This is a genomic window from Mycolicibacter kumamotonensis, assembly GCF_002086285.1.
Classification (GTDB): Bacteria; Actinomycetota; Actinomycetes; order Mycobacteriales; family Mycobacteriaceae; genus Mycobacterium; species Mycobacterium kumamotonense.
Map to the genome: position 1 here is coordinate 86,403 of NZ_MVHU01000012.1, position 22,801 is coordinate 109,203.

Annotated in this window: 20 protein-coding genes; 9 read left to right on the forward strand and 11 right to left on the reverse strand. The window is 69.1% G+C overall.

Annotated features, from left to right (window positions below; all coding sequences use genetic code 11):
• Positions 1–156: 156 nt before the first annotated feature.
• Positions 157–1,503 (reverse strand): acetyl-CoA C-acetyltransferase, encoded by a 1,347-nt coding sequence (locus tag BST28_RS10425; protein ID WP_083080944.1) that lies wholly within the window; start codon positions 1,501–1,503, stop codon positions 157–159.
• 139 nt (positions 1,504–1,642) lie between these two features.
• On the opposite strand from BST28_RS10425, the gene BST28_RS10430 reads away from it, so the two are divergent.
• Together BST28_RS10430 and BST28_RS10435 are read left to right on the forward strand one after the other, a co-directional pair.
• Positions 1,643–3,007, forward strand: coding sequence for a 3-oxoacyl-ACP reductase (locus BST28_RS10430; protein ID WP_083080919.1), 1,365 nt, complete (start codon positions 1,643–1,645; stop codon positions 3,005–3,007).
• Between the two features lies 1 nt (position 3,008).
• On the forward strand, positions 3,009–3,851 hold the full coding sequence (locus tag BST28_RS10435) for a MaoC/PaaZ C-terminal domain-containing protein (protein WP_083080920.1): 843 nt from the start codon (positions 3,009–3,011) through the stop codon (positions 3,849–3,851).
• Between the two features lie 29 nt (positions 3,852–3,880).
• On the opposite strand, the gene BST28_RS10440 is transcribed toward BST28_RS10435, so the two are convergent.
• Positions 3,881–4,483 (reverse strand): TetR/AcrR family transcriptional regulator, encoded by a 603-nt coding sequence (locus BST28_RS10440; RefSeq protein WP_065287941.1) that lies wholly within the window; start codon positions 4,481–4,483, stop codon positions 3,881–3,883.
• A 139-nt stretch (positions 4,484–4,622) separates the two neighbouring features.
• Between BST28_RS10440 and BST28_RS10445 the strand changes: the two genes are divergently transcribed.
• Complete coding sequence (locus tag BST28_RS10445; protein ID WP_083080921.1) at positions 4,623–6,110, forward strand: PE-PPE domain-containing protein; 1,488 nt, start codon at positions 4,623–4,625, stop codon at positions 6,108–6,110.
• Positions 6,111–6,121: 11 nt separating this feature from the next.
• Here BST28_RS10445 and BST28_RS10450 read toward each other — a convergent pair whose 3' ends face one another.
• Positions 6,122–6,748 carry a TetR/AcrR family transcriptional regulator gene (locus tag BST28_RS10450; protein ID WP_019736554.1) on the reverse strand — a complete coding sequence of 209 codons (627 nt, stop codon included), beginning with the start codon at positions 6,746–6,748 and terminating at the stop codon, positions 6,122–6,124.
• A gap of 79 nt (positions 6,749–6,827) precedes the next feature.
• Positions 6,828–8,003: a glycoside hydrolase family 3 N-terminal domain-containing protein gene (locus BST28_RS10455; RefSeq protein WP_083080922.1), complete on the reverse strand. Its 1,176-nt coding sequence runs from the start codon at positions 8,001–8,003 to the stop codon at positions 6,828–6,830.
• Positions 8,004–8,189: 186 nt separating this feature from the next.
• Between BST28_RS10455 and BST28_RS10460 the strand changes: the two genes are divergently transcribed.
• Both BST28_RS10460 and BST28_RS10465 read left to right on the forward strand, forming a co-directional pair.
• Entirely contained in the window at positions 8,190–8,363 is a 174-nt protein-coding gene (locus tag BST28_RS10460) for a DUF2613 domain-containing protein (protein ID WP_019738802.1), read from the forward strand.
• 58 nt (positions 8,364–8,421) lie between these two features.
• The gene (locus tag BST28_RS10465) at positions 8,422–12,651 is read left to right on the forward strand and encodes an alpha-(1->3)-arabinofuranosyltransferase (RefSeq protein WP_083080923.1); all 4,230 of its coding nucleotides are present in this window, start codon (positions 8,422–8,424) and stop codon (positions 12,649–12,651) included.
• Between the two features lie 25 nt (positions 12,652–12,676).
• Here the strand turns inward: BST28_RS10465 and BST28_RS10470 are convergent, their stop codons facing one another.
• On the reverse strand, positions 12,677–13,606 hold the full coding sequence (locus BST28_RS10470; protein ID WP_019735065.1) for a hypothetical protein: 930 nt from the start codon (positions 13,604–13,606) through the stop codon (positions 12,677–12,679).
• Positions 13,607–13,717: 111 nt separating this feature from the next.
• Between BST28_RS10470 and BST28_RS10475 the strand changes: the two genes are divergently transcribed.
• Positions 13,718–15,094, forward strand: a complete 1,377-nt coding sequence (locus tag BST28_RS10475) for an NADP-dependent succinic semialdehyde dehydrogenase (RefSeq protein ID WP_019735064.1) — start codon at positions 13,718–13,720, stop codon at positions 15,092–15,094.
• Between the two features lie 15 nt (positions 15,095–15,109).
• On the opposite strand, the gene BST28_RS10480 is transcribed toward BST28_RS10475, so the two are convergent.
• From BST28_RS10480 to BST28_RS10500, 5 genes are all read right to left on the reverse strand, one after another.
• Positions 15,110–16,054 (reverse strand): R2-like ligand-binding oxidase, encoded by a 945-nt coding sequence (locus BST28_RS10480; protein ID WP_019735063.1) that lies wholly within the window; start codon positions 16,052–16,054, stop codon positions 15,110–15,112.
• Positions 16,051–16,734, reverse strand: a complete 684-nt coding sequence (locus tag BST28_RS10485; RefSeq protein WP_019735062.1) for a TetR/AcrR family transcriptional regulator — start codon at positions 16,732–16,734, stop codon at positions 16,051–16,053. Before BST28_RS10485 ends, BST28_RS10480 begins: the two co-directional genes overlap by 4 nt.
• Before the next feature lie 94 nt (positions 16,735–16,828).
• Complete coding sequence (gene wrbA / locus BST28_RS10490) at positions 16,829–17,428, reverse strand: NAD(P)H:quinone oxidoreductase (protein WP_019735061.1); 600 nt, start codon at positions 17,426–17,428, stop codon at positions 16,829–16,831.
• Between the two features lie 16 nt (positions 17,429–17,444).
• On the reverse strand, positions 17,445–18,038 hold the full coding sequence (locus BST28_RS10495) for a CE1759 family FMN reductase (protein ID WP_019735060.1): 594 nt from the start codon (positions 18,036–18,038) through the stop codon (positions 17,445–17,447).
• Positions 18,035–19,132 (reverse strand): LLM class flavin-dependent oxidoreductase, encoded by a 1,098-nt coding sequence (locus BST28_RS10500; protein WP_029248780.1) that lies wholly within the window; start codon positions 19,130–19,132, stop codon positions 18,035–18,037. The genes BST28_RS10495 and BST28_RS10500 overlap by 4 nt, the downstream gene beginning before the upstream one ends.
• A gap of 158 nt (positions 19,133–19,290) precedes the next feature.
• Between BST28_RS10500 and BST28_RS10505 the strand changes: the two genes are divergently transcribed.
• On the forward strand, positions 19,291–19,749 hold the full coding sequence (locus BST28_RS10505; protein WP_019735058.1) for a MarR family winged helix-turn-helix transcriptional regulator: 459 nt from the start codon (positions 19,291–19,293) through the stop codon (positions 19,747–19,749).
• A gap of 53 nt (positions 19,750–19,802) precedes the next feature.
• The gene (locus BST28_RS10510) at positions 19,803–20,780 is read left to right on the forward strand and encodes a phosphotriesterase family protein (protein ID WP_019735057.1); all 978 of its coding nucleotides are present in this window, start codon (positions 19,803–19,805) and stop codon (positions 20,778–20,780) included.
• Here BST28_RS10510 and BST28_RS10515 read toward each other — a convergent pair.
• Complete coding sequence (locus tag BST28_RS10515) at positions 20,774–21,367, reverse strand: TetR/AcrR family transcriptional regulator (protein WP_019735056.1); 594 nt, start codon at positions 21,365–21,367, stop codon at positions 20,774–20,776. The genes BST28_RS10510 and BST28_RS10515 overlap by 7 nt on opposite strands.
• A gap of 100 nt (positions 21,368–21,467) precedes the next feature.
• On the opposite strand from BST28_RS10515, the gene BST28_RS10520 reads away from it, so the two are divergent.
• On the forward strand, positions 21,468–22,796 hold the full coding sequence (locus BST28_RS10520; protein ID WP_043334798.1) for an oxygenase MpaB family protein: 1,329 nt from the start codon (positions 21,468–21,470) through the stop codon (positions 22,794–22,796).
• Positions 22,797–22,801 lie beyond the last annotated feature (5 nt).

Consider the following 22,801-nt stretch of genomic DNA (forward strand, 5'->3'; position numbering starts at 1 on the left):
AGTTGGGCCGCCGCTGGATCCCCTCAGTCCAGCGGCGGGCCAAGCCCGGATTGCTCCGCGACGCCGCTGGGGGAAGACGGCCCCGCGGAGCAAACCGTGCTCACGACTACCCGGCCCTGGCGCGCCACAAACGTGGTCTTGCACACAGACCCGCCGCTACCCCTCCAGGATGGAGGCGACGCCTTGACCCCCGGCGGCGCAGATCGAGATCAGCGCACGCACCGGCTTGTTCTTGTTGGCGCCCTTCTTGGCCGCCTTGGCCTCGGCGATCTGCTTGGCCGCCTGCGCCACGATCCGGCCACCGGTGGCCGCGAACGGGTGTCCGGCGGCCAGCGACGAGCCGTTGACGTTGAGCTTGGAGCGGTCGATCGCGCCCAGCGCGGCGTCGAGCCCCAGGCGCTCCTTGCAGTACTCCTCGGACTCCCACGCCGCCAGGTGGCACAGCACCGTCGAGGCGAACGCCTCGTGGATCTCGTAGAAGTCGAAGTCCTGCAGGGTCAGCCCGTTGCGGGCCAGCAGCCGCGGCACCGCGTAGGTCGGGGCCATCAGCAGCCCGTCGGGGCCGTTGACGTAGTCGACGGCGGCCGTCTCGGAGTCGACGAAGTAGGCCAGCGGGGTCAGATCGTGCGCGGCCGCCCACTCCTCGCCGGCCAGCAGCGCCACCGACGCGCCATCGGTCAGCGGCGTCGAGTTGCCCGCGGTCATGGTGGCGTCGCCGGCCTTCGCGCCGAACACCGGCTTGAGCGTGGCCAGCTTCTCCGGGCTCGACTCGGGCCGCAGGTTGTTGTCGCGGTAGAGCCCCTGGAACGGGGTGACCAGGTCATCGAAGAAACCGCGGTCGTAGGCGGCGGCCATGTTGCGGTGGCTGGCCGCGGCCAACGCGTCCTGATCGACCCGCTTGATCCCCATCTGCTTGGTGGTGATGGCCTGGTGCTCGCCCATCGAGAGGCCGGTGCGGGCTTCCTTGTTGGCCGGGATCTCCACGCCCAGGGCGGCGGGAAGTTTGCCGACCAGCTTCAGGCGCTGCATGTTCGACTTGGACCTGCGCAGCGCCAGCAGCGTGCGGCGCAGTTCGTTGCCGACTTCCAGGGGCGCGTCGGAGGTGGTGTCCACCCCGCCGGCGGCCGCGACCTCGTAGCGGCCGGCCGCTATGCCGTCGGCTGCGCAGATCGCCGCCTGCAGACCGGTGCCGCAGGCCTGCTGCAGGTCGAAGGCGGGGGTGTAGGGCGACAGCGCCGAGCCGAGCACGCACTCGCGAATCAGGTTGAAGTCACGGCTGTGCTTGAGCACCGCGCCGCCGATCACCGCGTCCAGCTTCTCGCCCGCCAGGCCGAACCGGTCGACCAGGCCGCCGAGTGCCGCGGTGAACATGTCCTGGTTGGACGCACTGGCGTAGGCGCCGTCGGAGCGTGCGAACGGAATGCGGTTGCCACCGAGGACGGCGACGCGACGTCGCGCGCCGGTGTCGGCGGGTGTGGGTTTAGCAGCTGATCCAGATGCCACGATCTCTCCGTCTATTGGGGCGCCCCGCATCGCCGGGGCGGTTGGGGCGATACTACCCAGTATTCTTACTCTGGAGTAAGTTCGTTGTCGACACCGTCGCCTGCACCAGGCACACGTCCCCACACGGAAGGCAGCTCAAGTGGCCCCCAAGCTTCCCTCGGACCTGTTGTCCCAGATCATGAACTCCGGCCCCGGTTCGTTCCTGGCCAAGCAACTCGGCGTTCCGCAGGCCGAGACGCTGCGCCGCTACCGGGTCGGCGAGCCGCCGCTGGCCGGCCCGCTGCTGATCGGCGGCGAGGGCCGGGTGGCCGAGCCGCTGCGCGCCGCGCTCGCCGGCGACTACGAGGTGGTCGGCGACAACCTCGGCGGCCGGTGGGCCGACTCGTTCGGCGGGCTGGTCTTCGACGCCACCGGCATCACCTCGCCGGCCGGGCTGACCGCGCTGCACGAGTTCTTCACGCCCCTGCTGCGCAACGTGGGCCGCTGCGGCCGGCTCGTGGTGGTCGGCACCACCCCGGATCAGACCGGCAGCGTCGACGAGCGGGTCGCTCAACGCGCGCTGGAGGGCTTCACCCGCTCGCTGGGCAAGGAGCTGCAGCGCGGCGCCACCGTGCAGCTGGTGTACCTGTCGCCGGACGCCAAGCCCGGCGCCACCGGTCTGGAGTCGACGATGCGGTTCATCCTGTCGGCCCGCTCTGCCTACGTCGACGGGCAGGTGTTCTACGTGGGCGCCGATGACGCCACCGCACCCGCCGACTGGGACCGCCCGCTGGAGGGCAAGGTGGCGATCATCACCGGCGCCGCACGCGGCATCGGGGCCACCATCGCCGAGGTGTTCGCCCGCGACGGCGCCAAGGTGGTGGCCGTCGACGTGCCGCAGGCGGTCGAAGCGCTGGAGAAGACGGCCGCCCGGGTGGGCGGCACCGCGCTGGCCTTGGACGTCACCGCCGACGATGCGGTTGATCAGATCACCGCGCACCTCAAGGAGCACTACGGAGGTAAGGCCGACGTGCTGGTCAACAACGCCGGCATCACCCGCGACAAGTTGCTGGCCAACATGGACGACGCCCGGTGGAACGCCGTGCTGGCCGTGAACCTGCTTGCGCCGCAACGCCTGACCGAGGGCCTGGTGGCCAACGGCAGCATTGGCGAGGGCGGCCGGGTGATCGGCCTGTCGTCGATGGCCGGAATCGCCGGCAACCGCGGCCAGACCAACTACGCCGCCACCAAGGCCGGCATGATCGGGTTGACCGACGCGCTGGCCCCGGTGCTGGCGGCCAAGGGCATCACGATCAACGCGGTCGCCCCTGGTTTCATCGAAACCGACATGACTGCGGCGATCCCGTTGGCCACCCGCGAGGTCGGCCGCCGGCTCAACTCGCTGTTCCAGGGCGGCCAGCCCGTCGATGTCGCCGAGCTGATCGGCTACTTCGCCAGCCCGGCGTCCAACGCGGTGACCGGCAACGCGATCCGGGTCTGCGGCCAGGCCATGCCGGGGGCATGACATGACTCAACCCAGTGGCACCAAGAACATGTTGCGCGCGGTCGCCGGGGCACTGCCGTTCGTTCGGCGCGCCGGCACCCTGCCCGACCGCACGCTGCGGGTCGACGAACTGGCGATCGACCCCGGCCATGTCGCTGAGTACGCCGCGGTCACCGGGCTGCGCTACGGCGATCACGTTCCGCTGACCTACCCGTTCGCGCTGACCTTCCCGACGGTGATGTCGCTGGTGACCGGCTTCGATTTCCCCTTCGCCGCAATGGGTTCGGTGCACACCGAGAACCGCATCGTCCAGTATCGGCCGATCGCGGTGACCGACACCGTCGGAGTCAAGGTGCACGCGGAGAACCTGCGGGAGCACCGTAAGGGCCTGCTGGTCGACATCATCACCGACATCAACATCGGCAACGATCCGGCCTGGCATCAGGTGACGACGTTCCTGCATCAGCAACGCACCAGCCTGTCCGACGAGCCCAAGCCGCCACCGGCCAAGCAGCCCAAGCTGGGGCCGCCGAACGCCGTGCTGCGGGTCACCCCCGGCCAGATCCGGCGCTACGCCTCGGCCGGCGGGGACCACAACCCGATCCACACCAGCGGACTCGGCGCCAAGCTGTTCGGGTTCCCGACCGTGATCGCCCACGGGATGTTTTCCGCGGCAGCGGTTCTGGCGAACATCGAGGGGGCGTTACCCGACGCGGTGGACTACTCGGTGCGGTTCGGCAAGCCGATGCTGCTGCCGGCCAGCCCGGGTCTGTATGTCGACCGGGTCGACGGCGGCTGGGACCTGGCGTTGCGCAACGTGGCCAAGGGATACCCCTACCTGACCGCCGCCGTGCGGGCGCTGTAACGGTTCGCCGGCCACGCCCGATCCAGCGGTCAGTCGGGGACCGAGACGCCGGCCGCCCTGAGCAGGTTGGCCTTGCTGACCTCCCAATGGGCACCGATGAAATCCAGGCCCCACACCGGGATTGATATCACCAGCCCGCGGATCAGCACCACCACGGTATCCATGTAGGCCGCCGGGTCGAAGTCCGGGGCGGGAGCGGGCAGTGTCTCGGCGGCGGTGACGGCCAGGCGAAAGATGTGTTGCTCCAACGACTTCACCGTCTCGGCGACCTGCGGGTCAGTCCAGCACGCAGCCCACAGGTGGGCTACCGAAAGCGCTTGCGGAGTGGTGAATTCACGCCAGAGCAGATCGAGGAAACCACACAGGTCCAGCGTGGCGGCTGCGGCGGTCTCCTCGAAGTGGATGCGGGCCTGATCCGCCAACTCGAAAGCGAGCTGGGCAACCGCCGCGGTCACCAGCTCGTCGCGGCTCGGGAAGTGGTACATCACCGTGCTCTGTGAGACCTTCGCGGCGCCGGCCACCCGGCGCGTCGTGACCGCGGCGACCCCTTCGGTCCGCAGTTGCTCGACCGCCGCCGCCACCAGTGCTCGGCGCGTGGCGGCGCGCTGCTCGGCCCGCGTGGCGTTTTTCATTTGGGATTCCCCTATTGCGCTGACAGCTCCGTCACAGTTAATCTAACTGTTCAGGTGAACAGTCAACTCGGGTTCGGTCGACATTCCCGCTGCTCAGGCATGAGGACCTTGCCTTGATGACAATTGTAAGGACACGCCGATGACCTTCACGTTTCGTCTCGACACCACTCGAACGCTGCGGGCTCTCGGCGCACCGCTGGCGATCACCTCGGCCGTCGCGATGGGCGTCGCGCCGGCGCTGAACCTTGACCTGACGGCTGCGACCAAATCGGTTCTGGCTCAAACGAAATTGCTGGACACCGAGTCGTGGATCATGGGTGGCAGCGGCCTGCCGATACCTCCCCAGAGCTACATCGACGCGCTCAGCGCCCGCTACATCAACCCCAGCACCCCGTTCTTCGACGGCCAGCCGCGCTTCCCGGTCGATGCGACCAACGGCCTGTTCACCCCGGAGGGCCTCTACCCCAACAGCGGCGTCAAGAGCCTGGAACTGGATCCGTCCCTGGCCCAGGGCGTCACCATCCTGCACGACACGATCAACCAGCAGATCGCTGCGGGGAACAACCTCGTCGTACTGGGCTACTCGCAGAGCAGCACCATCTCCACCATGGTCATGCGCGATCTGCTGGCGCTGCCCGCCGACCAACAGCCGACCGCCGACCAGCTGTCCTTCGTGCTGCTGGGCGCCCCCAACAACCCCAACGGCGGCCTGTTCGAACGTATGGATGTCTTGACCGACGGCAGCTACCCGACCATCCCCAGCCTGGGCATCACGTTCAACGGAGCGATCCCCGACGATGCCCCGTGGGCCACCGCCGTCTACACCCTGGAATACGACGGCTACGCCGACTTCCCGAAGTACCCCATCAATTTCCTCGCCGACCTCAACGCCGTCCTGGGCATCATCTACGAGCACACGATCTATCCGGATCTGACCGCCGAGCAGCTGGCGACGGCCATCGAATTGCCGCTGAGCGAGGACTACACCGGAAATGCCCAATACTTCATGATTCCCAGCGAGATACTGCCGCTGTTGATGCCGTTGCAGTCGATCCCGGTGATCGGCCAGCCGCTCTACGACCTCCTGGAACCGGCCATGCGGGTCCTGGTGAACCTCGGCTACGGCAGTATCACCGACGGCTGGGCGTCCGGCCCGGCCGACGTGGCCACCCCGTTCGAGCTGTTCCCGACGGACCTGGACTGGGGGGAGGTGCTCACCGCGCTGGGCAACGGCGCCCAGGACGGCTGGAACGCGTTCATCGACGATCTGTCGCACCTGTCGCTACCCAGCGCGGCGGACCTGTTCACCGACACCGGGCCGGCCGTCATGAGTACGCTGCCCAGCTTAGTCGATATCGTCAACGCGCTCAGCAGCATCGCCTCTACTGCTTATGCGACGCTGCTCCCGACCGCCGACATAATCAACGCCTTGCTCACCACCGCACCGGCATATGCCGCCAGCGTGTTCGCGCAGGAAATCGGCCAGGGCGACCTCGTCAACGCGATCGGCCTGCCGGTCGCCGGACTCGTCGGATTAGGCACGCTGGCGGCCGGTTTCGAATTCCTGGCCCTCAACGGCGCGGTCAGAGATATCACCGCGACCATTCAGGACCTCTTCACCGCCTGAGCCGGTACCGATCACCCGACGGCGACGCTGCCCGCCTCGTCCCGGCCGCCGGGCGCGTCCTTGAGGCCGCGCCAGAACAGGTCGATCATCAACTGCCCCGCCTCGTCGACGTCGGTGTCGCCGGTGCTGACCCGGCTGGCGATCGCCTCGCCGGCACCCACCAGCGCCACCGCCATCAGCTCGAAGTCGACACCGGGTTCGGGATTGCGGGTCCCTGCGCGCAGCAGCCGCCCGACCAACTCCACGATCCGCTCGCGGCCCTCACGCACGGTGTGGGCGAACGCCTGGGAACTGGTGGCCTGGGCGTACATCACGATCCACGACGCCCGGTTGGCGTCGATGTAGTGCAGGAATGACCGGATCGTGTTGCGCAGCAATTCTTTCGGTGGCTGCTGGAAATCGATGGCGGTGCGCACGGCCTCGACGAAGCGCTGCAGCTCCCGGTCCAGGCACGCCCCGAACAGCTCCTCCTTGGAGCCGTAGTACAGATACAGCATCGGCTTGGAGATCTGCGCGGCCGCCGCGATCGAGTCCATCGAGGTCTCGTGGTAGCCGTTGATCGAGAACATCTGCACGGCGGCGTCGAGCATCTGCTGCTCACGTACGGCCCGCGGTAACCGCTTGCTGCCAGCTGCCATCGACTCGGGGTCCTTCCGCGTTCTGCCTGACCGACGATCTTACCGGAGAGTAACTTGTGTGATCGCCGCAGCGGCAAGATCACCAGTGGCAGTGGGTCCCGGGCTTTTTGACCGCGGCCACCCGTGCCAGCGAGGCATCGATCCCGTCCTGCTTCAGTTCACCGGCGGCCACCGCCTGCTCCAGCCGGTCGAGCACCGCCGGCACCTCGTCGGTGGTGACCCACAGTGCGACGTCGACGCCGGCCGCCAGGCTGCGCAGCACCGCCTCGGCGACCCCGTAGTGCTCGGTGATGGCGGCCATCGACGACAGGTCGTCACTGAACACCAGCCCGTCGAACGCCGGACCGCGATAGCCGGTGCCGGTGCGCAGCAGGCTGACCGCGGCCGGGCTCAGGCTGGCGGGATCCTCGGTGAGGCCGGGCACCTCCAGATGGCCCATCATCACCGCCACCGGCCCCTCGGTGACCAGGGTGCGGTAGGGCACCAGGTCGTTGTCCTGCAGCTGCGCCAACGGCGGCGTGACCACCACCCCGGCGGTGTGCGAGTCACCGGAGCCGTGACCGTGGCCCGGGAAATGCTTGAGCACCGGCAACAGCCCGGCATCACGTAGCCCCTGGGCATAGGCCCCGGCGTACTCGGTGACCTTGGCCGGATCCGACCCGAACGAGCGGTCCCCGATCACCGTCTCGTCGTCGGTGCCGGCGTCCACCACGTCGACGACGGGCGCGAAGTCCACGGTGATCCCCAGGTCGGCCATCTTGCGTCCCCGCTCGGCCGCCAGCTCGCGTACCTGCGCGGCGCTGCGCGTGGCGGCCAGCTCCTTCGCCGACGGCGAGGACCCGATCAGCTTGGACAGCCGCGACACCCGGCCGCCCTCCTCGTCGACGCTGACGGCCAGCGGCAGCAGCGTGTCAGTTCCGGCGATCTCCTCGAGGGAACCGTCGGTCAGCATGGACAGCTCGGTCCAGCTGCCGATGAAGATCCCGCCGACATGGTGGTCGTTGACCACCGCCCGCGCGTCCGCCGCATCGCGGACCCCGACCATCACCAACTGCGCCAGCTTGTCGCGCAGTGGCAGCGCCGCCAGCTGCTCGCAGACCGCATCCGCCGATACGGCGGCGGTCGTCGTGGCACCGGGCGCCTCCGCCTCCGGCGCCGGTGTCGGGGTGCGGTGCGAGCAGGAGGTCACCAGCGCCGGCAGCAGAGAGGCCGCGAGTAGCAGACCGGGCAGTTGTCGAGTCAGCGGTCCAGGCATCGCACCATGCTGTCACGGCCGGAGGAGCGGGCCCACGCGGCGGTCCCAGCGTCACCTCTCCTTCGTCGAGCCTCGCTGAACCGCCGGGCCGCAAGGCCCACATGCTAGTTTGGCGGTCGGGGTCCTGAAGGGCAGTGTCGATGGCGCCCCGAGGTCACGTCGCGGGATTGCGGAAGGAGCCAGACCATGCCTCGGTTCGTGGTGCCGGCAGCCATCAGCATCGTCGTCGGGGTGTTGCTCGGTGCGGCGGCGGTCTTCGGGGTCACCCTGATGGTGCAACAGGACACCAAGCCGCAGATCGCCGGGGGCGACCCGGCGTCCTCGGTGCTGAACAGGGTGGAATACGGCAACCGCGGCTGACCTCCGGACGCCGCCCGCTTCCGATCGTCCGCAGGTGGAGTCGCAAGGTGTAGGACGGTTGTCGCGGCGTTGGCTGTGGTTGGTCGGTGCGCTCGCACTGGCCTGCAGTTTCATTCAGGCGCCCGGCCGGATCTCCCCCGACACCAAACTCGACCTGACCGCTGATCCGTTGCGGTTCTTGGCCCGCGCCGTCAACCTGTGGAGCAGCGAACTGCCGTTCGGCCAGGTGCAGAACCAGGCGTACGGCTACCTGTTCCCGCACGGCGCCTTCTTCGTGGTCGGCGACCTGGTGGGGCTGCCCGGCTGGGTCGTCCAACGACTGTGGTGGGCCCTGCTGCTCACGGTGGGGTTCTGGGGCCTGCTGCGGGTGGCCGAGACGTTGCGGATCGGGACGCCGACCGCGCGGCTGATCGGCGCCGCGGCCTTCGCGCTCTCCCCGCGGGTGTTGACCACCCTGGGTTCGATCTCGTCGGAGACCCTGCCGATGATGCTGGCCCCGTGGGTGCTGCTGCCGGTCATCCGCGCGTTGGGCGTACCGGGCACCGAGACCCCCGGACGGCCGCTGCGAATGCTGGCCGGCCAGGCGGGGGTGGCGGTTGCCCTGATGGGCGCCGTCAACGCCGTCGCGACGCTGGCGGGGTGCCTGCCGGCGATCATCTGGTGGCTGTGTCATCGCCCCAACCGGCGCTGGTGGTCCTTCACCGGCTGGTGGCTGCTGGCGTTGGCGCTGGCCGTGGCCTGGTGGCTGGTGGCGCTGGTGTTGCTGGGCCGGGTCAGTCCGCCGTTCCTGGACTTCATCGAATCGGCCGGCGTGACCACGCGGTGGACATCGCTGACCGAGATGTTGCGCGGCACCCACAGTTGGACACCGTTCGTCGCGCCCAACGCCACCGCCGGGGCGCCGCTGGTCACCCGCCCGGTGCTGATCCTGGGCACCTGCCTGGTGGCGGCCGCCGGGCTGGCCGGGCTCACCGGCCTGCTGCGCCGGCGGCTTCCCGGCGCCGGGCGGCTGGTGACGATGCTGCTGATCGGCGTGACCCTGCTGGCGCTGGGTTATGCGGGCGGGCTGGGTTCGCCGCTGGCCCAGCCGGTGCAGGCGTTCCTCGACGGTGCCGGCGCCCCGCTGCGCAACGTGCACAAGCTGGAGTCGGTGATCCGGATCCCGCTGGTGCTGGGGCTGACCCACCTGTTGTCCCGGATCCCGCTGCCGGGCAGCGCGCCGGCGCCGGTGTGGCGGCGTGCCTACGTTCACCCCGAGCATCACAAGGCGGCCGCGGTCGGCCTGGTGATCCTGACGGCGCTGATGGTCAGCACATCGCTGGCCTGGACCGGCAGGCTCACCCCGCCGGGAACGTTTTCCGCGCTGCCCCAGTATTGGCGCGACGCCGCCGACTGGCTCCGTGAACACAACACCGGCGGCCCGACCCCGGGGCGGGTGCTGGTGGCTCCTGGGGCCCCGTTCGCCACCCAGACCTGGGGCAACAGTCACGACGAACCCCTGCAGGTGCTCGACGTCGGTCCCTGGGGGGTGCGGGACTCGATTCCGCTGACCCCGCCGCAGACCATCCGGGCGCTGGACTCGGTGCAACGCCTGTTCGCCGCCGGCCGTCCCTCGGCCGGACTGGCCGACACCCTGGCCCGCCAAGGCATCTCCTATCTGGTGGTCCGCAACGACCTGGACCCCGACACCTCACGGTCGGCCCGGCCGCTGCTGGTGCACCGCGCCGTCGACGGCTCACCCGGACTGCACCGGGTGGCACAGTTCGGCGAGCCGGTGGGATCGGGCACGGTGCCCGGATTCGTCTCCGACAGCGGCCTGCGCCCGGCCTATCCGGCGATCGAGATCTACCGGGTCGGCGACGCGGGCGCCGAGAGAAATCCGGGCGCGCCGTATCTGGCCGAGCTCGACCGGATGCCGCGGGTCGCCGGGGGCCCGGAGGTGCTGCTACGGCTCGACGAACACCGCCGGCTGCGCGGCGATCCGGTGTTGGGTCCGGTGCTGATGACCGCCGACGCTCGGCGCGCCGACCTGGGCGTCCCCCACCACGTCGGGGTCACCGTCACCGACACACCGCTGGCCCGCGAGACCGACTACGGCCGGGTCGACGACCACTCGTCGACCATTCGGGCCGCCGGCGACGCCCGCCACACCCACAGCCGGGTGCCGGACTATCCGACACCCGGTGCCGCGACCGTCTTCGGCGGCTGGATAGGCGGGCGGCTCACCGCGTCGAGCTCGTCCTCCGACGCCACCACGCTGCCCGACGTCGCGCCGTCGACGTCGCCGGCCTCCGCCATCGACGGCGACCCGGGCACCGCCTGGGTGTCCAACGCGCTGCAGTCGGCGGTCGGCCAATGGCTGCAGGTGGACTTCGACCACCCGCTGACCAACGGCACCATCACCGTGACGCCCAGCGCCACAGCCGTCGGCGCGCAGGTGCGGCGGATCCAGATCTCCACCGTCAACGGCACCACCACACTGCGGTTCGACCACGCCGGGGAGCCGCTGACCGCCGCGCTGCCCTACGGCGAGACACCCTGGGTGCGGATCACGGCGTCGGGAACCGACGACGGCTCGGCGGGAGTGCAGTTCGGTATCACCGACCTGGCGGTCACCCAGTACGACGCCTCCGGTTTCGCGCATCCGGTCGACCTGCGCCACACCGCGCTGGTCCCGGCTCCCCCGGCCGGTGCGCCGGTCTCGCGGTGGGACCTGGGGGCCGGCCTGCCGGGCCGGGCCGGGTGTGCGGCGACCCCCGACGCGGTGCGCTGCGCGGCCTCGATGATGCTGGAGCCCGAGGAGCCCGCCACCTTCAGCCGCACCCTGAATGTGCCGCGGCCCATGTCGGTGACCCCGACCGTCTGGGTGCGGCCACGCCAGGGCCCCAACCTGGTCGACCTGATCGCCGAGCCGGGCGCCATGCGGGCCCGCGGCGACGCCGACGTGCTCGATGTGCTCGGATCGGCCTACGCCGCGGCGGATGGCGATCCGGGCACCTCCTGGACGGCGTCGCAACGGGTGGTCGCTCATCGGTCGCCGCCGACGCTGACCCTCACGCTGCCGCGGCCGGTCGAGGTGACCGGATTGCGGTTCACCGCCAGCAGGTCCCCGCTGCCGGCGCGGCCCACGCTGGTGGCCGTCGATCTCGGCTCCGGTCCGCAGGTGCGAGAGCTGGACGACTCCGACGAACAGCGGGTGCGCTTGCAGCCGCGGGTCACCGACACCGTCACGATCAGCCTGCTGGGCTGGGAGGACGTGATCGACCGCACGGCGATCGGCTTCGACCAGCTCAAGCCGCCGGGGCTGGCCGAGGTCAGCGTGCTCGGCGCCGGCGGCCGTCCGGTCGCCCCCGCCGACCCCTTCCGCAACCGGGCGCGCCGGGTCAGCGTCGGCTGCGGCCACGGCCCGGTCATCGCGATCGCCGGCCGGTTCGTACACACCTCGATCACGACCACCGTGGGGGCCCTGCTCGACGACGAACCGGTGCCGGCGCAGCCCTGCGATACCCAGCCGATCGCATTGCCGCCCGGCGAGCAGGAACTGCTGATCAGTCCGGGGTCGGCATTCGTCGTCGACGGCGCGACGCTGTCCGCGCCTTCGGCCGCGCGCGACGTCGCGGGTTCGGCGACCACTCCCGCTGCCCTCGGCGCCTGGGGAGCGGCCCGACGGGAGGTGACGGTGCCCGACGCGGTGACCCCGCGGGTGCTGGTCGTTCCGGAAAGCATCAACGGCGGTTGGGTGGCGCGCGCATCGGACGGCACCCGCCTGGTCCCGGTCGCGGTCAACGGATGGCAGCAGGGCTGGGTGGTGCCCGCGGGTACCGGCGGCACGATCACCTGTGTGTTCGAGCCCAACCGGATGTACCGCCTGGGGATGGCCGGTGGTCTGGCCCTGTTGCCGCTGCTGGCCCTGCTGGCCTGGTGGCCGGCGCGCCGCACCCGCGACCCCGGTCCGCCGGCGCAGCCTTGGCGGCTCGGTGGCCGGGCGGCGGTGATCGGCGCTCTGACGGCCGGCGCCCTGATCGCCGGCGGCGCCGGGGTCGTCGTGTTCGGGGCGGCGCTGCTGGTGTTGTTCGCGCTGCGGAACCGCCGGCGCGCAGGTGATGCGGCCCGACTGGGGTTGAGCGCCGGCGGCCTGATCCTGGCCGGTGCGGTGTTGTGCCGCCACCCGTGGCGGTCGGTGGACGGCTATGCCGGCCATTCCGCGGGAGTGCAGCTGTTGGCCCTGGTGTCGGTTGCGGCGGTGGCCGCGACGGCGGTGCTCGCACGCTCGACGAACCCCCGCTGAGTGGGAGGCCGTCGGGCCAGGCCCGTTACGGCGCGGCCTCGAGCTTCTCGATCTGTGTGTTGAACAGTTTCACCAGCGCCTCGGCGTTCGCGGCCTCCTCGGACTCGTCCTGCTCGGTTCGCAGCCCGATGTCATTGCTGGTGGCGACGACGAGCACACCGCGGTAGTAACCGGAGATCGTGGACGCGGTGATCGCGATCGGCAGCCGGATGGCGGACTTGCTGGCGCTCGTGATCACCGTCGCGACCGCCCAGGGCGGCACCCCCTCGGCGTCCAGGGGGCTGAGCTGGATATCGGTGGTCACGCTGCGGCCCCCGGCCTCGAAGGTCTGCTTGAACGATTGGCATTTGTCCAACACGGCCTTGAGATTCGGGTGGTCCGGCGTCAGGGCCAGGCGCACCCGCATCGAGTGCAGACCACCGGGTTGCAGCTTGGCCAACGTGGCCGTCGCGGTCTGGGTGGCCGACTTGGGGCTCGAGTAGAAGTCGGCGCATTCCGGTGGGTCGACGGTCAGATTCGGCATCTCCGAGGGTGCGTCGCCGGCGCTGTTCACCCCGCTGATCCATTTACCGCCCGCGGAGTCCGGGAAGGATGCCCGGTCGACCAGCATGTCCGAGGTCAGCTCGGTGATGTCGGGTTTGCGGGAGGGCCTCTCCTCGGCCGTGAGGCGACCACCGAAGCTCAACACCAGCCCGACCACCACCACGACCGCTACCGCGGCGGCGGCCAGCGAAAGCCACAGCACCTTGCGCGACCGGTGCCCGGGCCCCAGCATCGGCCACGGCTCCCCGTAGGGCGGGTAAGGCACCGGGGCCGCTGCGTCCTGACCGAAGTCGTCGACCCACAGTTGCCAGCCGGGAGGCGGGGGCGGCCACGTCGGATCCGGCGCCCAGTTGGCATCCGGCGCCCAGCCGGGCGGCGCAGGCGGCCAGTTGGGCGGGGGGTTGAAACGCATCCGTTGACTCCCGTGTCGATGTCTGACGCTGGTCGGACGCGAGCCTACGCGGTTCGATGGTGGCAGGCTGGACCTGCACACGTCATACCGCAGCGCCCGAAGGAGACCCGCGTGCCCGCAATCGCCACCACCAACCCGGCTACCGGGGAGACGGTCAAGACGTTCACCGCCGCCACCGAGTCACAGATCGACGCCGCGATCGCCCGCGCCGCAGCCCGCTTCACCGACTACCGTCACACCGATTTCGCGCAGCGTGCGCGGTGGACGCACGCGGCCGCGGACCTGCTGGAGGCCGAAGCCGACGACGTAGCCGCGATGATGACGCTGGAGATGGGCAAGACCTTGACCTCGGCCAAGGCCGAAGCGCTCAAGTGCGTCAAAGGCTTCCGGTACTACGCCAACCACAGTGCGGCGCTGTTGGCCGACGAGCCCGCCGACGCCTCGACGGTGAACGCGTCGAGGGCCTACGCGCGCTACCAGCCGCTCGGGGTGGTGCTGGCCGTGATGCCGTGGAACTTCCCGCTCTGGCAGGCGGTGCGGTTTGCCGCGCCTGCCCTGATGGCCGGTAACGTCGGCCTGCTCAAGCACGCCTCCAATGTGCCGCAGACCGCGCTGTACCTCTCAGAGCTGTTGTCCCGCGCCGGTTTTCCCGATGGCTGCTTCCAGACCCTGCTGATCGGATCGGGCGCCGTCGAGCGCGTGCTGCGCGACCCGCGGGTGGCCGCGGCGACCCTGACCGGCAGTGAGCCGGCCGGGCGGTCGGTGGCGGCCATCGCCGGCGACGAGGTCAAGCACACCGTGCTCGAACTGGGCGGCAGCGACCCGTTCATCGTGATGCCGTCGGCCGACCTGGACGCCGCGGTGCGCACCGCGGTCACCGCCCGGGTACAGAACAACGGCCAATCCTGTATCGCGGCGAAGCGGTTCATCGTCCATGCCGATATCTACGACGACTTCGTCACCAAGTTCACCGAGCAGATGTCGGCGCTGCGGGTCGGCGACCCCACCGACCCGGACACCGACATCGGACCGCTGGCCACCGAGCAGGGCCGCGACGAGGTGGAACAGCAGGTCGACAACGCGGCCGCGGCCGGCGCGGTGATCCGGTGCGGGGGGAAGCGCCTCGATCGCCCGGGCTGGTTCTACCCGCCCACCGTAGTCACCGACATCACCCGCGACATGGCGCTGTTCACCGAGGAGGTGTTCGGCCCGGTGGCGTCGGTCTACCGCGCCGCCGACATCGACGAGGCGATCGAGATCGCCAACGCCACCCCCTTCGGCCTGGGATCGAACGCCTGGACCCGCGACGACGCCGAGATCAGCCGGTTCGCCGACGAGATCGAGGCCGGCCAGGTCTTCATCAACGGGATGACGGTGTCGTACCCGGAGTTGCCGTTCGGCGGGATCAAGCGCTCCGGCTACGGCCGGGAACTGTCCGGCCACGGCATCCGCGAGTTCTGCAACCTCAAGACCGTGTGGGTGGCCTGAGGCCCGGCGCCGGGTTCAGGCCGAGGCGGTGGCCAGCAGCTTGCTGTCCTCGTCGGCGAACGTGTCCTCCAGTTGCACCGGGCTGTAGTCCACGTCGATCTCGCTGACCGGCCGGCCGCGGGCGCTGCTGATCGTGCCGAACCGCCGCATCCCCTTGTCCATGGCGTAGTTGAACACCACGTCGGGGGACAGGCCGAATGGGGTGTCGCCACCGTAGATCGCGTCTCCCTCGGCGGTGTAGCTGCCCAGTAGCGGCATGAGTTCGTTCATCCGGCCTTCGAACACCGCCCAGTTGGCGTCGTCCGCGGCGACGTGACGCCGGCAGGTGAAGGTGCCCCAGGCCATGTGGCGTCGCTCGTCGTCGGCGATGTGCCCGACCAGTGCCTGCATGCCGGGCAGGATGCCGCGCTGCACGCAGATCTTGTGCCAGGCGTAGTAGCCGGTCAGCGCCAACGTGCCCTCGACGAAGTGGTTGTAGGTCACCGCCGCCCGGACCTGCGCAGCCGGTGACGGATCGGCCGATAAGGTGCCGAGCGATTCCGGCAGCTCCTCGTTGAATATCCGCCGATAGGTCGGCAGCGGCTCGAGGAAGCTGTCCAGCTCCTCGGTGATGCCGACGGCATCGAGCCACATCCGGAACACCTGGGTGTGCTTGGCCTCCTCGAAAGCGAACTGGGTCAAATACATCTCGTCACCGAGCCGGCCCTCGGCACGCATCGCCGCCATGAACGGCTGAATGTCCTGGGTCACCGACTCCTCACCGGCGATGAACTGTGCGCACAGCCGGGTGGCGTAGTCGCGTTCCCGGTCGGTCAGCGCCTCCCAGTCCGCCCGGTCACGGGAGAAGTCGATGTCGGCGGGATTCCAGAACTTCGCGTTACCACCGGCGAAGAGCTTGAGCGGCAAACTATCCCAGTTCAGTCCGCCTGCGGCCAAGGAGTCGAAGTGGGTACGGGTCATGGAACTGCCTCCTCCGATGGATGCCGATGGCGAGTCGTCTCGCCGCCGAATGCCGTGGCCAGCACGGCGACCAGCCGGCGCACCGCCAGGGCCGGTTGTTCCGGGGTGGGCTCATCGAGTCCGAGGATGGGATCGATGCCGCGCAGGTAGGGGGCCAGCGCCAGATGCGGAAAGATCAGCAGCAGCAGCGACAGCAGCGCCTCGGTGTCGGCGTCGGCGCGCAGGTCACCGCGGTCGCGGGCGTCACGAACCAGCGGGCGCAGCACGTCCAGATAGTGACGGTGGATGACGGTCCGCACGCTGATCCGGGCGTCGGAGTCGACTTCCAGGCTGGCCGCCGCATGCAGGGCGCGGTCTCGCGGATGGTCGGCGAAGTAGGCGACCCAGACGTCGAGCAAGTCGGTGAGGAACTCGAAAAACGACCGGCTGGAGTCGAGTTCGACGATCTGTCGCTCCATGTAGGACCGCACCCGCTGGCCGGCGGTGTCGGCCACGAACGCATACAGGTCGGCCTTGTCGGCGAAGTACTGGAACAGGCTGCCCTTGGCGACCTTGGCGCGCCGGGCGATGACGTTGAGGCTGCCGTGCGAAAAGCCGCGGGCGCTGAATTCCGCCTCGGCGGCCTCCAGGACGGCGGCCCGGCGCACCGGATCGACACGTCCCCACGTCACCGTCGGCATCGCACCACCTCACTGGAATGACCAGTGGTCATTTTAGTGTGAGTCCGGTCACGTTGCAATACCCGGCGACGCCCGACCCGGCCGCCGCCGGTCGTTACCCGGCGAGCTTGGCGGCGACCCCCACCACCCGGGTCGCCAGGTGATCAAGTGCCGCCAGCGTGGCCTCGTTCGGCTCGTTCTGGTTGTCCGGGCCGGTGACGTGCCCGACGCCGTAGGGGTTGCCGTCGGCGAACTTGATCGGGTCGGTGTAGCCCGGCGGCACCAGAATCCCGCCGAAGTGCATCAGGGAGATATAGAGATTCAGCAGCGTGGACTCCTGCCCACCGTGGACCGTCTGGCTGGAGGTGAAGCCGGCATAGACCTTGTCGGCGAGTTCACCGTTGGCCCACAGCCCGCCCAGCCCGTCGATGTAGGCACGGAATTGTGCTGAGGGAGAACCGAATCGGGTGGGCGACCCGAAGATGACGGCGTCGGCCCAGACGATGTCGTCACCGGTGGCCGCCGGCAGGTCCTTGGTCGCTTCGTAGTTGGCGGTCCACGCCGGGTTCTGAGCGAAAGTGGCCGGGTCCCGCGTCTCCTCGATGTGACGCAGGCGCACCTCGGCGCCCGCGGCCTCACCGGCCCGGGCCACCCGTTGCGCCATCGCGGTGCCGTGCCCGGTGGCCGAGTAGTAGATAACCGCCAACTTCGTCATTTCACTTCTCCTTCTGTTAGGCGCCTGCAAGCAGGCGGTTCATCTCATCGAGTTCTGCGCTGATCGGGTCGCCACGACCGGGTCCGCACAGGGGTAAAAGCCGGCTGAAGTCGTTGGCCGCCTTGGTGATCCGCTCCGAGGTCCGCGGCGCGCCGAAGTCCGCGGTGGCGGCGTACACGCCGGTCGGCGAGACCAGCGCGTGCAGATAGGCGAACATCGGACGCAGGGCGTGGTCGAGCACCAGCGAGTGCCGCTCGGTCCCGCCGGTCGCCGCGATCAGCACCGGCGCGCCGGCCAGCGCCTGCTCGGGCAGCACATCGAAGAACGACTTGAACAACCCGCTGAAGGTCGCATTGAACGTCGGCGTCACCGCGATCAATCCGTCACAGCCGGCGACGTCGTCGAACGCCTGCTCCAGCTCCGGTGAGGCGAACCCGGTGACCATGGCGTCGGTGATCGCCCGGGCCAGAGGGCGCAACTCGATGACCTCCATGTCGACGTCGATACCGGCCCGGTCGAGTTGAGCGTGGACCGCCGCGCCGAGCCGGTCGGCCAACAGCCGGGTGGACGACGGCTCACGCAGGCCGCCACTGACCACGATCAGCTTCATGACGCCTCCTGAATCTCGGATTGCCGCGCAGCCTCGACCAGGGACTCGTGCGTCGGCGCGCCGGGAACATGCGCGGGGCGTCCGATGGCGAACTCCTTGCGCAGCACCGGGATGACGCGCTCACCCAGCAGGTCGAGCTGTTCCAGCACCGTCTTCAACGGCAGACCCGCGTGGTCGACCAGGAACAGCTGGCGCTGGTAGTCGCCGACGTAATCCCGGAAGCCCAGGGTCTTGTCGATCACCTGCTGCGGCGAGCCGACCGTCAGCGGGGTCTGGGCGCTGAACTCCTCCAGGCTCGGGCCGTGCCCGTAGACCGGGGCGTTGTCGAAATACGGCCGGAACTCGTTGACCGCGTCTTGACTGTTGAGCCTGATGAACACCTGCCCGCCCAGGCCCACGATCGCCTGGTCGGCACCACCGTGGCCGTAGTGCTCGAAGCGCTGGCGGTAGAGCTGCACCATCCGCTTGGTGTGCGACGCCGGCCAGAAGATGTGGTTGGCGAAGAAGCCGTCGCCGTAGTGCGCCGCCAGTTCGGCGATTTCGGGGCTGCGGATCGAGCCGTGCCAGACGAATGGGGCAACCCCGTCCAACGGACGCGGCGCCAGGGTGAACCCGTGCAACGGAGTGCGGTATTCGCCGCTGAAGTCGACGACCTCCTCACGCCACAACCGGCGCAGCAACTGGTAGTTCTCCACCGTCAGCGCCAAGGCTGCCCTGATGTCCTTGCCGAACCACGGGTACACCGGGCCGGTGTTGCCCCGACCCAGCATCAGGTCCACCCGTCCGTCGGCGAGGTGCTGCAGCACGCTGTAGTCCTCGGCGAGCTTCACCGGATCGTTGGTGGTGATCAGCGTGGTGGCGGTGGTCAGTTGGATCCGTTCGGTCTGCGCCGCGATGTAGCCCAACAGGGTGGTCGGCGACGAGGGGACGAACGGCGGGTTGTGGTGCTCGCCGGTGGCGAAGACGTCCAGGCCCACTTCTTCGGCCTTCTTGGCGATCGCCACGGTCGCCTTGATGCGCTCGGCCTCGGTCGGCTTGCGGCCGGTGGTCGGGTCGACGGTGACATCGCCGACGGTGAAGATGCCGAACTGCATACCGGTGCTCATCACGCCGGGCCCTCCTCGGTTCGTTGTTCGCTACTCTAGCTGATAGTTGCAAACGCAACTAGTTAGAGATCCATTCCTCGTAATATCTATTGGCATATCTGCAGATCGAGGTGGCAGATTGTGATCGAGTCAACTATATTGAGGGCATGGAGACGCGGTGGCTCAGCGACGAGGAACAGCAGATGTGGCGGGGCTACCTCGACAGCATGCGCTTGCTGCTGCGCAGCCTGGAGGGGCAACTGACCGCCGACGCGAACATCAGCCTGTCTGACTTCGAGATCCTGGCGCTGTTGTCCGATGCACCGCAGCGCCGGTTGCGGATGAACGAGTTGGCCGACATCACCGTAACGACCCGCAGCGGAGTCACCCGAGCGGTCAAACGAATGATCGACGCCGGCTGGGTGCGACAGGTCAAATGCGAGGAAGACCGGCGCGGCCAGTTCGCCGAACTCACCGAGTCGGGCATGGCGAAGTTGCGGGAGGCCGCGCCCGGCCATGTCGCAGCGGTGCGGGCCGGACTGTTCGACTCACTGAGTCCGCGCGAGGTGGAACTGTTCAGCCAGGCCTACGCCCGGATCCGGGACAATCTGCTCGAGCAGGCGTGAGCATTCTCGGCGAAGCCGGCCGGCTGCCGCGTCAATCTCCATACGATCGAGCCATGTCGCAACTCCATACCGCTCGCGGACCGATCGACACCTCCGACCTCGGCGCCACCCTGATGCACGAACACGTGTTCATCATGACCACCGAGATCGCCCAGAACTACCCCGAAGCCTGGGGCGACGAGGACGCCCGGGTGGCCGACGCGATCACCCGGCTGGACGCTTTGAAGGCGGTCGGGGTCGACACCATCGTCGATCTGACCGTGATCGGGCTGGGCCGCTACATCCCGCGCATCGCCCGCGTCGCCGCGGGCACCGAATTGAACATCGTGGTGGCCACCGGCGTCTACACCTACAACGACGTGCCGTTCTATTTCCACTACCGGGGTCCCGGGACCATGCTGGACGGCCCGGAGATCATGGCCGACATGTTCGTCCGCGACATCGAGTCCGGCATCGCCGACACCGGGATCAAGGCCGCAATCCTCAAGTGCGCCACCGACGAACCCGGCGTCACGCCCGGGGTGGAGCGGGTGCTGCGCGCTGTCGCGCAGGCCCACCGGCGTACCGGAGCACCGATCTCCACCCACACCCACGCCGGCACCCGCCGCGGCCTGGAACAGCAACGCATCTTCGCCGAAGAGGGCGTCGACCTGTCCCGGGTGGTGATCGGGCACTCCGGGGACAGCACCGACCTGGGCTACCTGGAGGAGCTGATCGCGGCGGGCTCCTATCTGGGCATGGACCGGTTCGGCATCGACCTGATCCTGCCGTTCGAGGACCGGGTCAACACGGTGGCGCAGCTGTGCGAGCGCGGCCACGCCGACAAGATGGTGCTCTCCCACGACGCCAACTGCTACTTCGACGCGCTGCCCGGCGAACTGAGCTCGGTGGCGGCGCCCAACTGGCATTACCTGCACATCCACAACGACGTGATCCCGGCGCTGCGGCAGCGCGGTGTCACCGACGACCAGCTGCGCACCATGCTGGTCGACAACCCACGCAAGATCTTCGAGCACTCCGGGGCCTACTGAGGCGCTCCCTGCGGCCGGGATCGGCTCCCGGCGTTGAGCTCCAGCGCCCGAAGCAGCGCTTGCAGCCGCTCAGGCGTCGCCTGTTCGGGATCGCTGAGCCGCAGCTGGAGCAGCTCGCGGCCGACGGCGTACACGATGCGGGCGGTGTAGTCCGGGTCGGGCAGATCCGGAAGCGTGCGCAGCAGTTCGCGGGTCAAGAAGCCGCGGACGGCGGCCTCGGCGCGGGCGAGGCGCTCGTGCAGCTCCGGGGGCGCCCCCTGGGGCGGAAACAGGAACAACCGCCAGGTTGGCGCGTGGCCGTCGGCGGCGCGCAGCACCCCGTCGAACACCCGGGCCAGGAAACCCTCGGCTTCGGGGTTCTCGGTTCCGGTGATCGCATTGGCGAACTGGGCTGCGGCCCGGCCCGCCTCCCGGTCGATGAGCGCGACGAAAAGCCCGGCGGGACTGCCGAATTGCTGATAGATCAGCGACCGGTTGACACCGGCCGCCACCGCGACCCGGTTCGGTGTGGCCGCGTGGAAGCCCTCGGCGTCGACGATCGCATGGGTGACATCGAGGATCTGCTCACGCCGCGCCTCGCCGGTCATCCGCCGACGGCTGCTCGGGATCACGCTTGACAGCATAACTAACGGTCTGTTACTTGTAACTAACGATATGTTAGTTAATCGGAGGTCCTCTGTGCCCACGCTGCCCACGTACTACCCCGAGCTGCATGAGCGGGTCCGCCGCCAGGCCGAGCTGCTGCCGGAGCTCTACGGTGACCTGGACTTCGACACACAGCCCTACCGCACCACCACCGATCCCGATGACGTGTCGGCGCTGCGCGGCAAACCCTCCACCCGAGCCAAGCTGCTGGCCGACGACGCCGCCGTGGAACTGATCTCGACGGCGACCTGGCTGGGCGATGTGGTCGCCGACTCCTACGCCTCGCTGATGGGCCAGTACAGCGTCAGCACCTTGATCAACATGCTCAAGCTGGCCTGCCGCAAAGGCATCGACGCGGTGCCCGACGCACCGCCCGAGCTGGTCGCCTTCATCGCCGACATGGAGACCGTGCCGGACTGGCTGGACATGGATCTGGTTCGCGAGGGCGCCGAGCACTCCCGCATCCCGATGGCGCTGTTGGCACCGTTCGTGGTCCGCGGTGCCTTCATCGCGACCTTCCTCAACACCTATGCGGCACTGCCGATGGCCTTGACCGGCGCACTGTCGGGTAAGCGGGCCGCCGGACGCGTCAACGACACCACCAGTTTCTTCGCCGTCACCACCCTGCCCGGCGCACTGGAGCGGTACGGGCCGGGCTTCGAGGCGGCGGCCATGGTGCGGCTGATGCACTCGATGGTCCGCTTCAACGCGCTCAAGCGCTCCCCGAAGTGGGACGTCGGCATCTACGGGCTGCCGATTCCGCAGATCGATCAGATGCCGGCCGGCATGATCGACCTCTACGTCATCGCGATGGACGCCCGCCGCCAGGGGCGCACGGAGTTCACCCCGAGCGAGCGCGCCGTCGTCGAGTTCACCCGTTACCGCTGCGTCCTGCTCGGCCTGCCCGAGGAGCTGCTACCGACCACGCCCAGCGAGATCATCCGGGTGCTCAGTGCCCGCGCGGCACTGCTGCGCGACGACTTCGACGACGCCACCTGCGGCGAGTTGGTCCGCTCGACCATGACCGCTTACCTGCGGCAGGAGGACACCCTGCGCGAGCGCATCGCCGACGCGGTCGAGAAGAGCTACAGCAAGCTCTTTTTCGTACGGATGTTCACCGGCGGCAAGCGAGCCGAGGCCGCGAAGATGGGGGTCACGCTCACGGCGGCCGACTACCTGCGGATCGCCCTCACCACTCCGTTCGTGCTGGGCCGCCTGCGGATCGTCGAGCGGGCCGCGCGAACCCCGGGATTGCGCCGGATCACCCGCGCCTACGTGATTCGGCTACTCAAGCGGCGACTGGAGACCTACGGCAAGCCGGAGTACACCAGCGACGTCGCCGAGTACACGCCGTCCGGTAAGGCGGCCTGAACGCC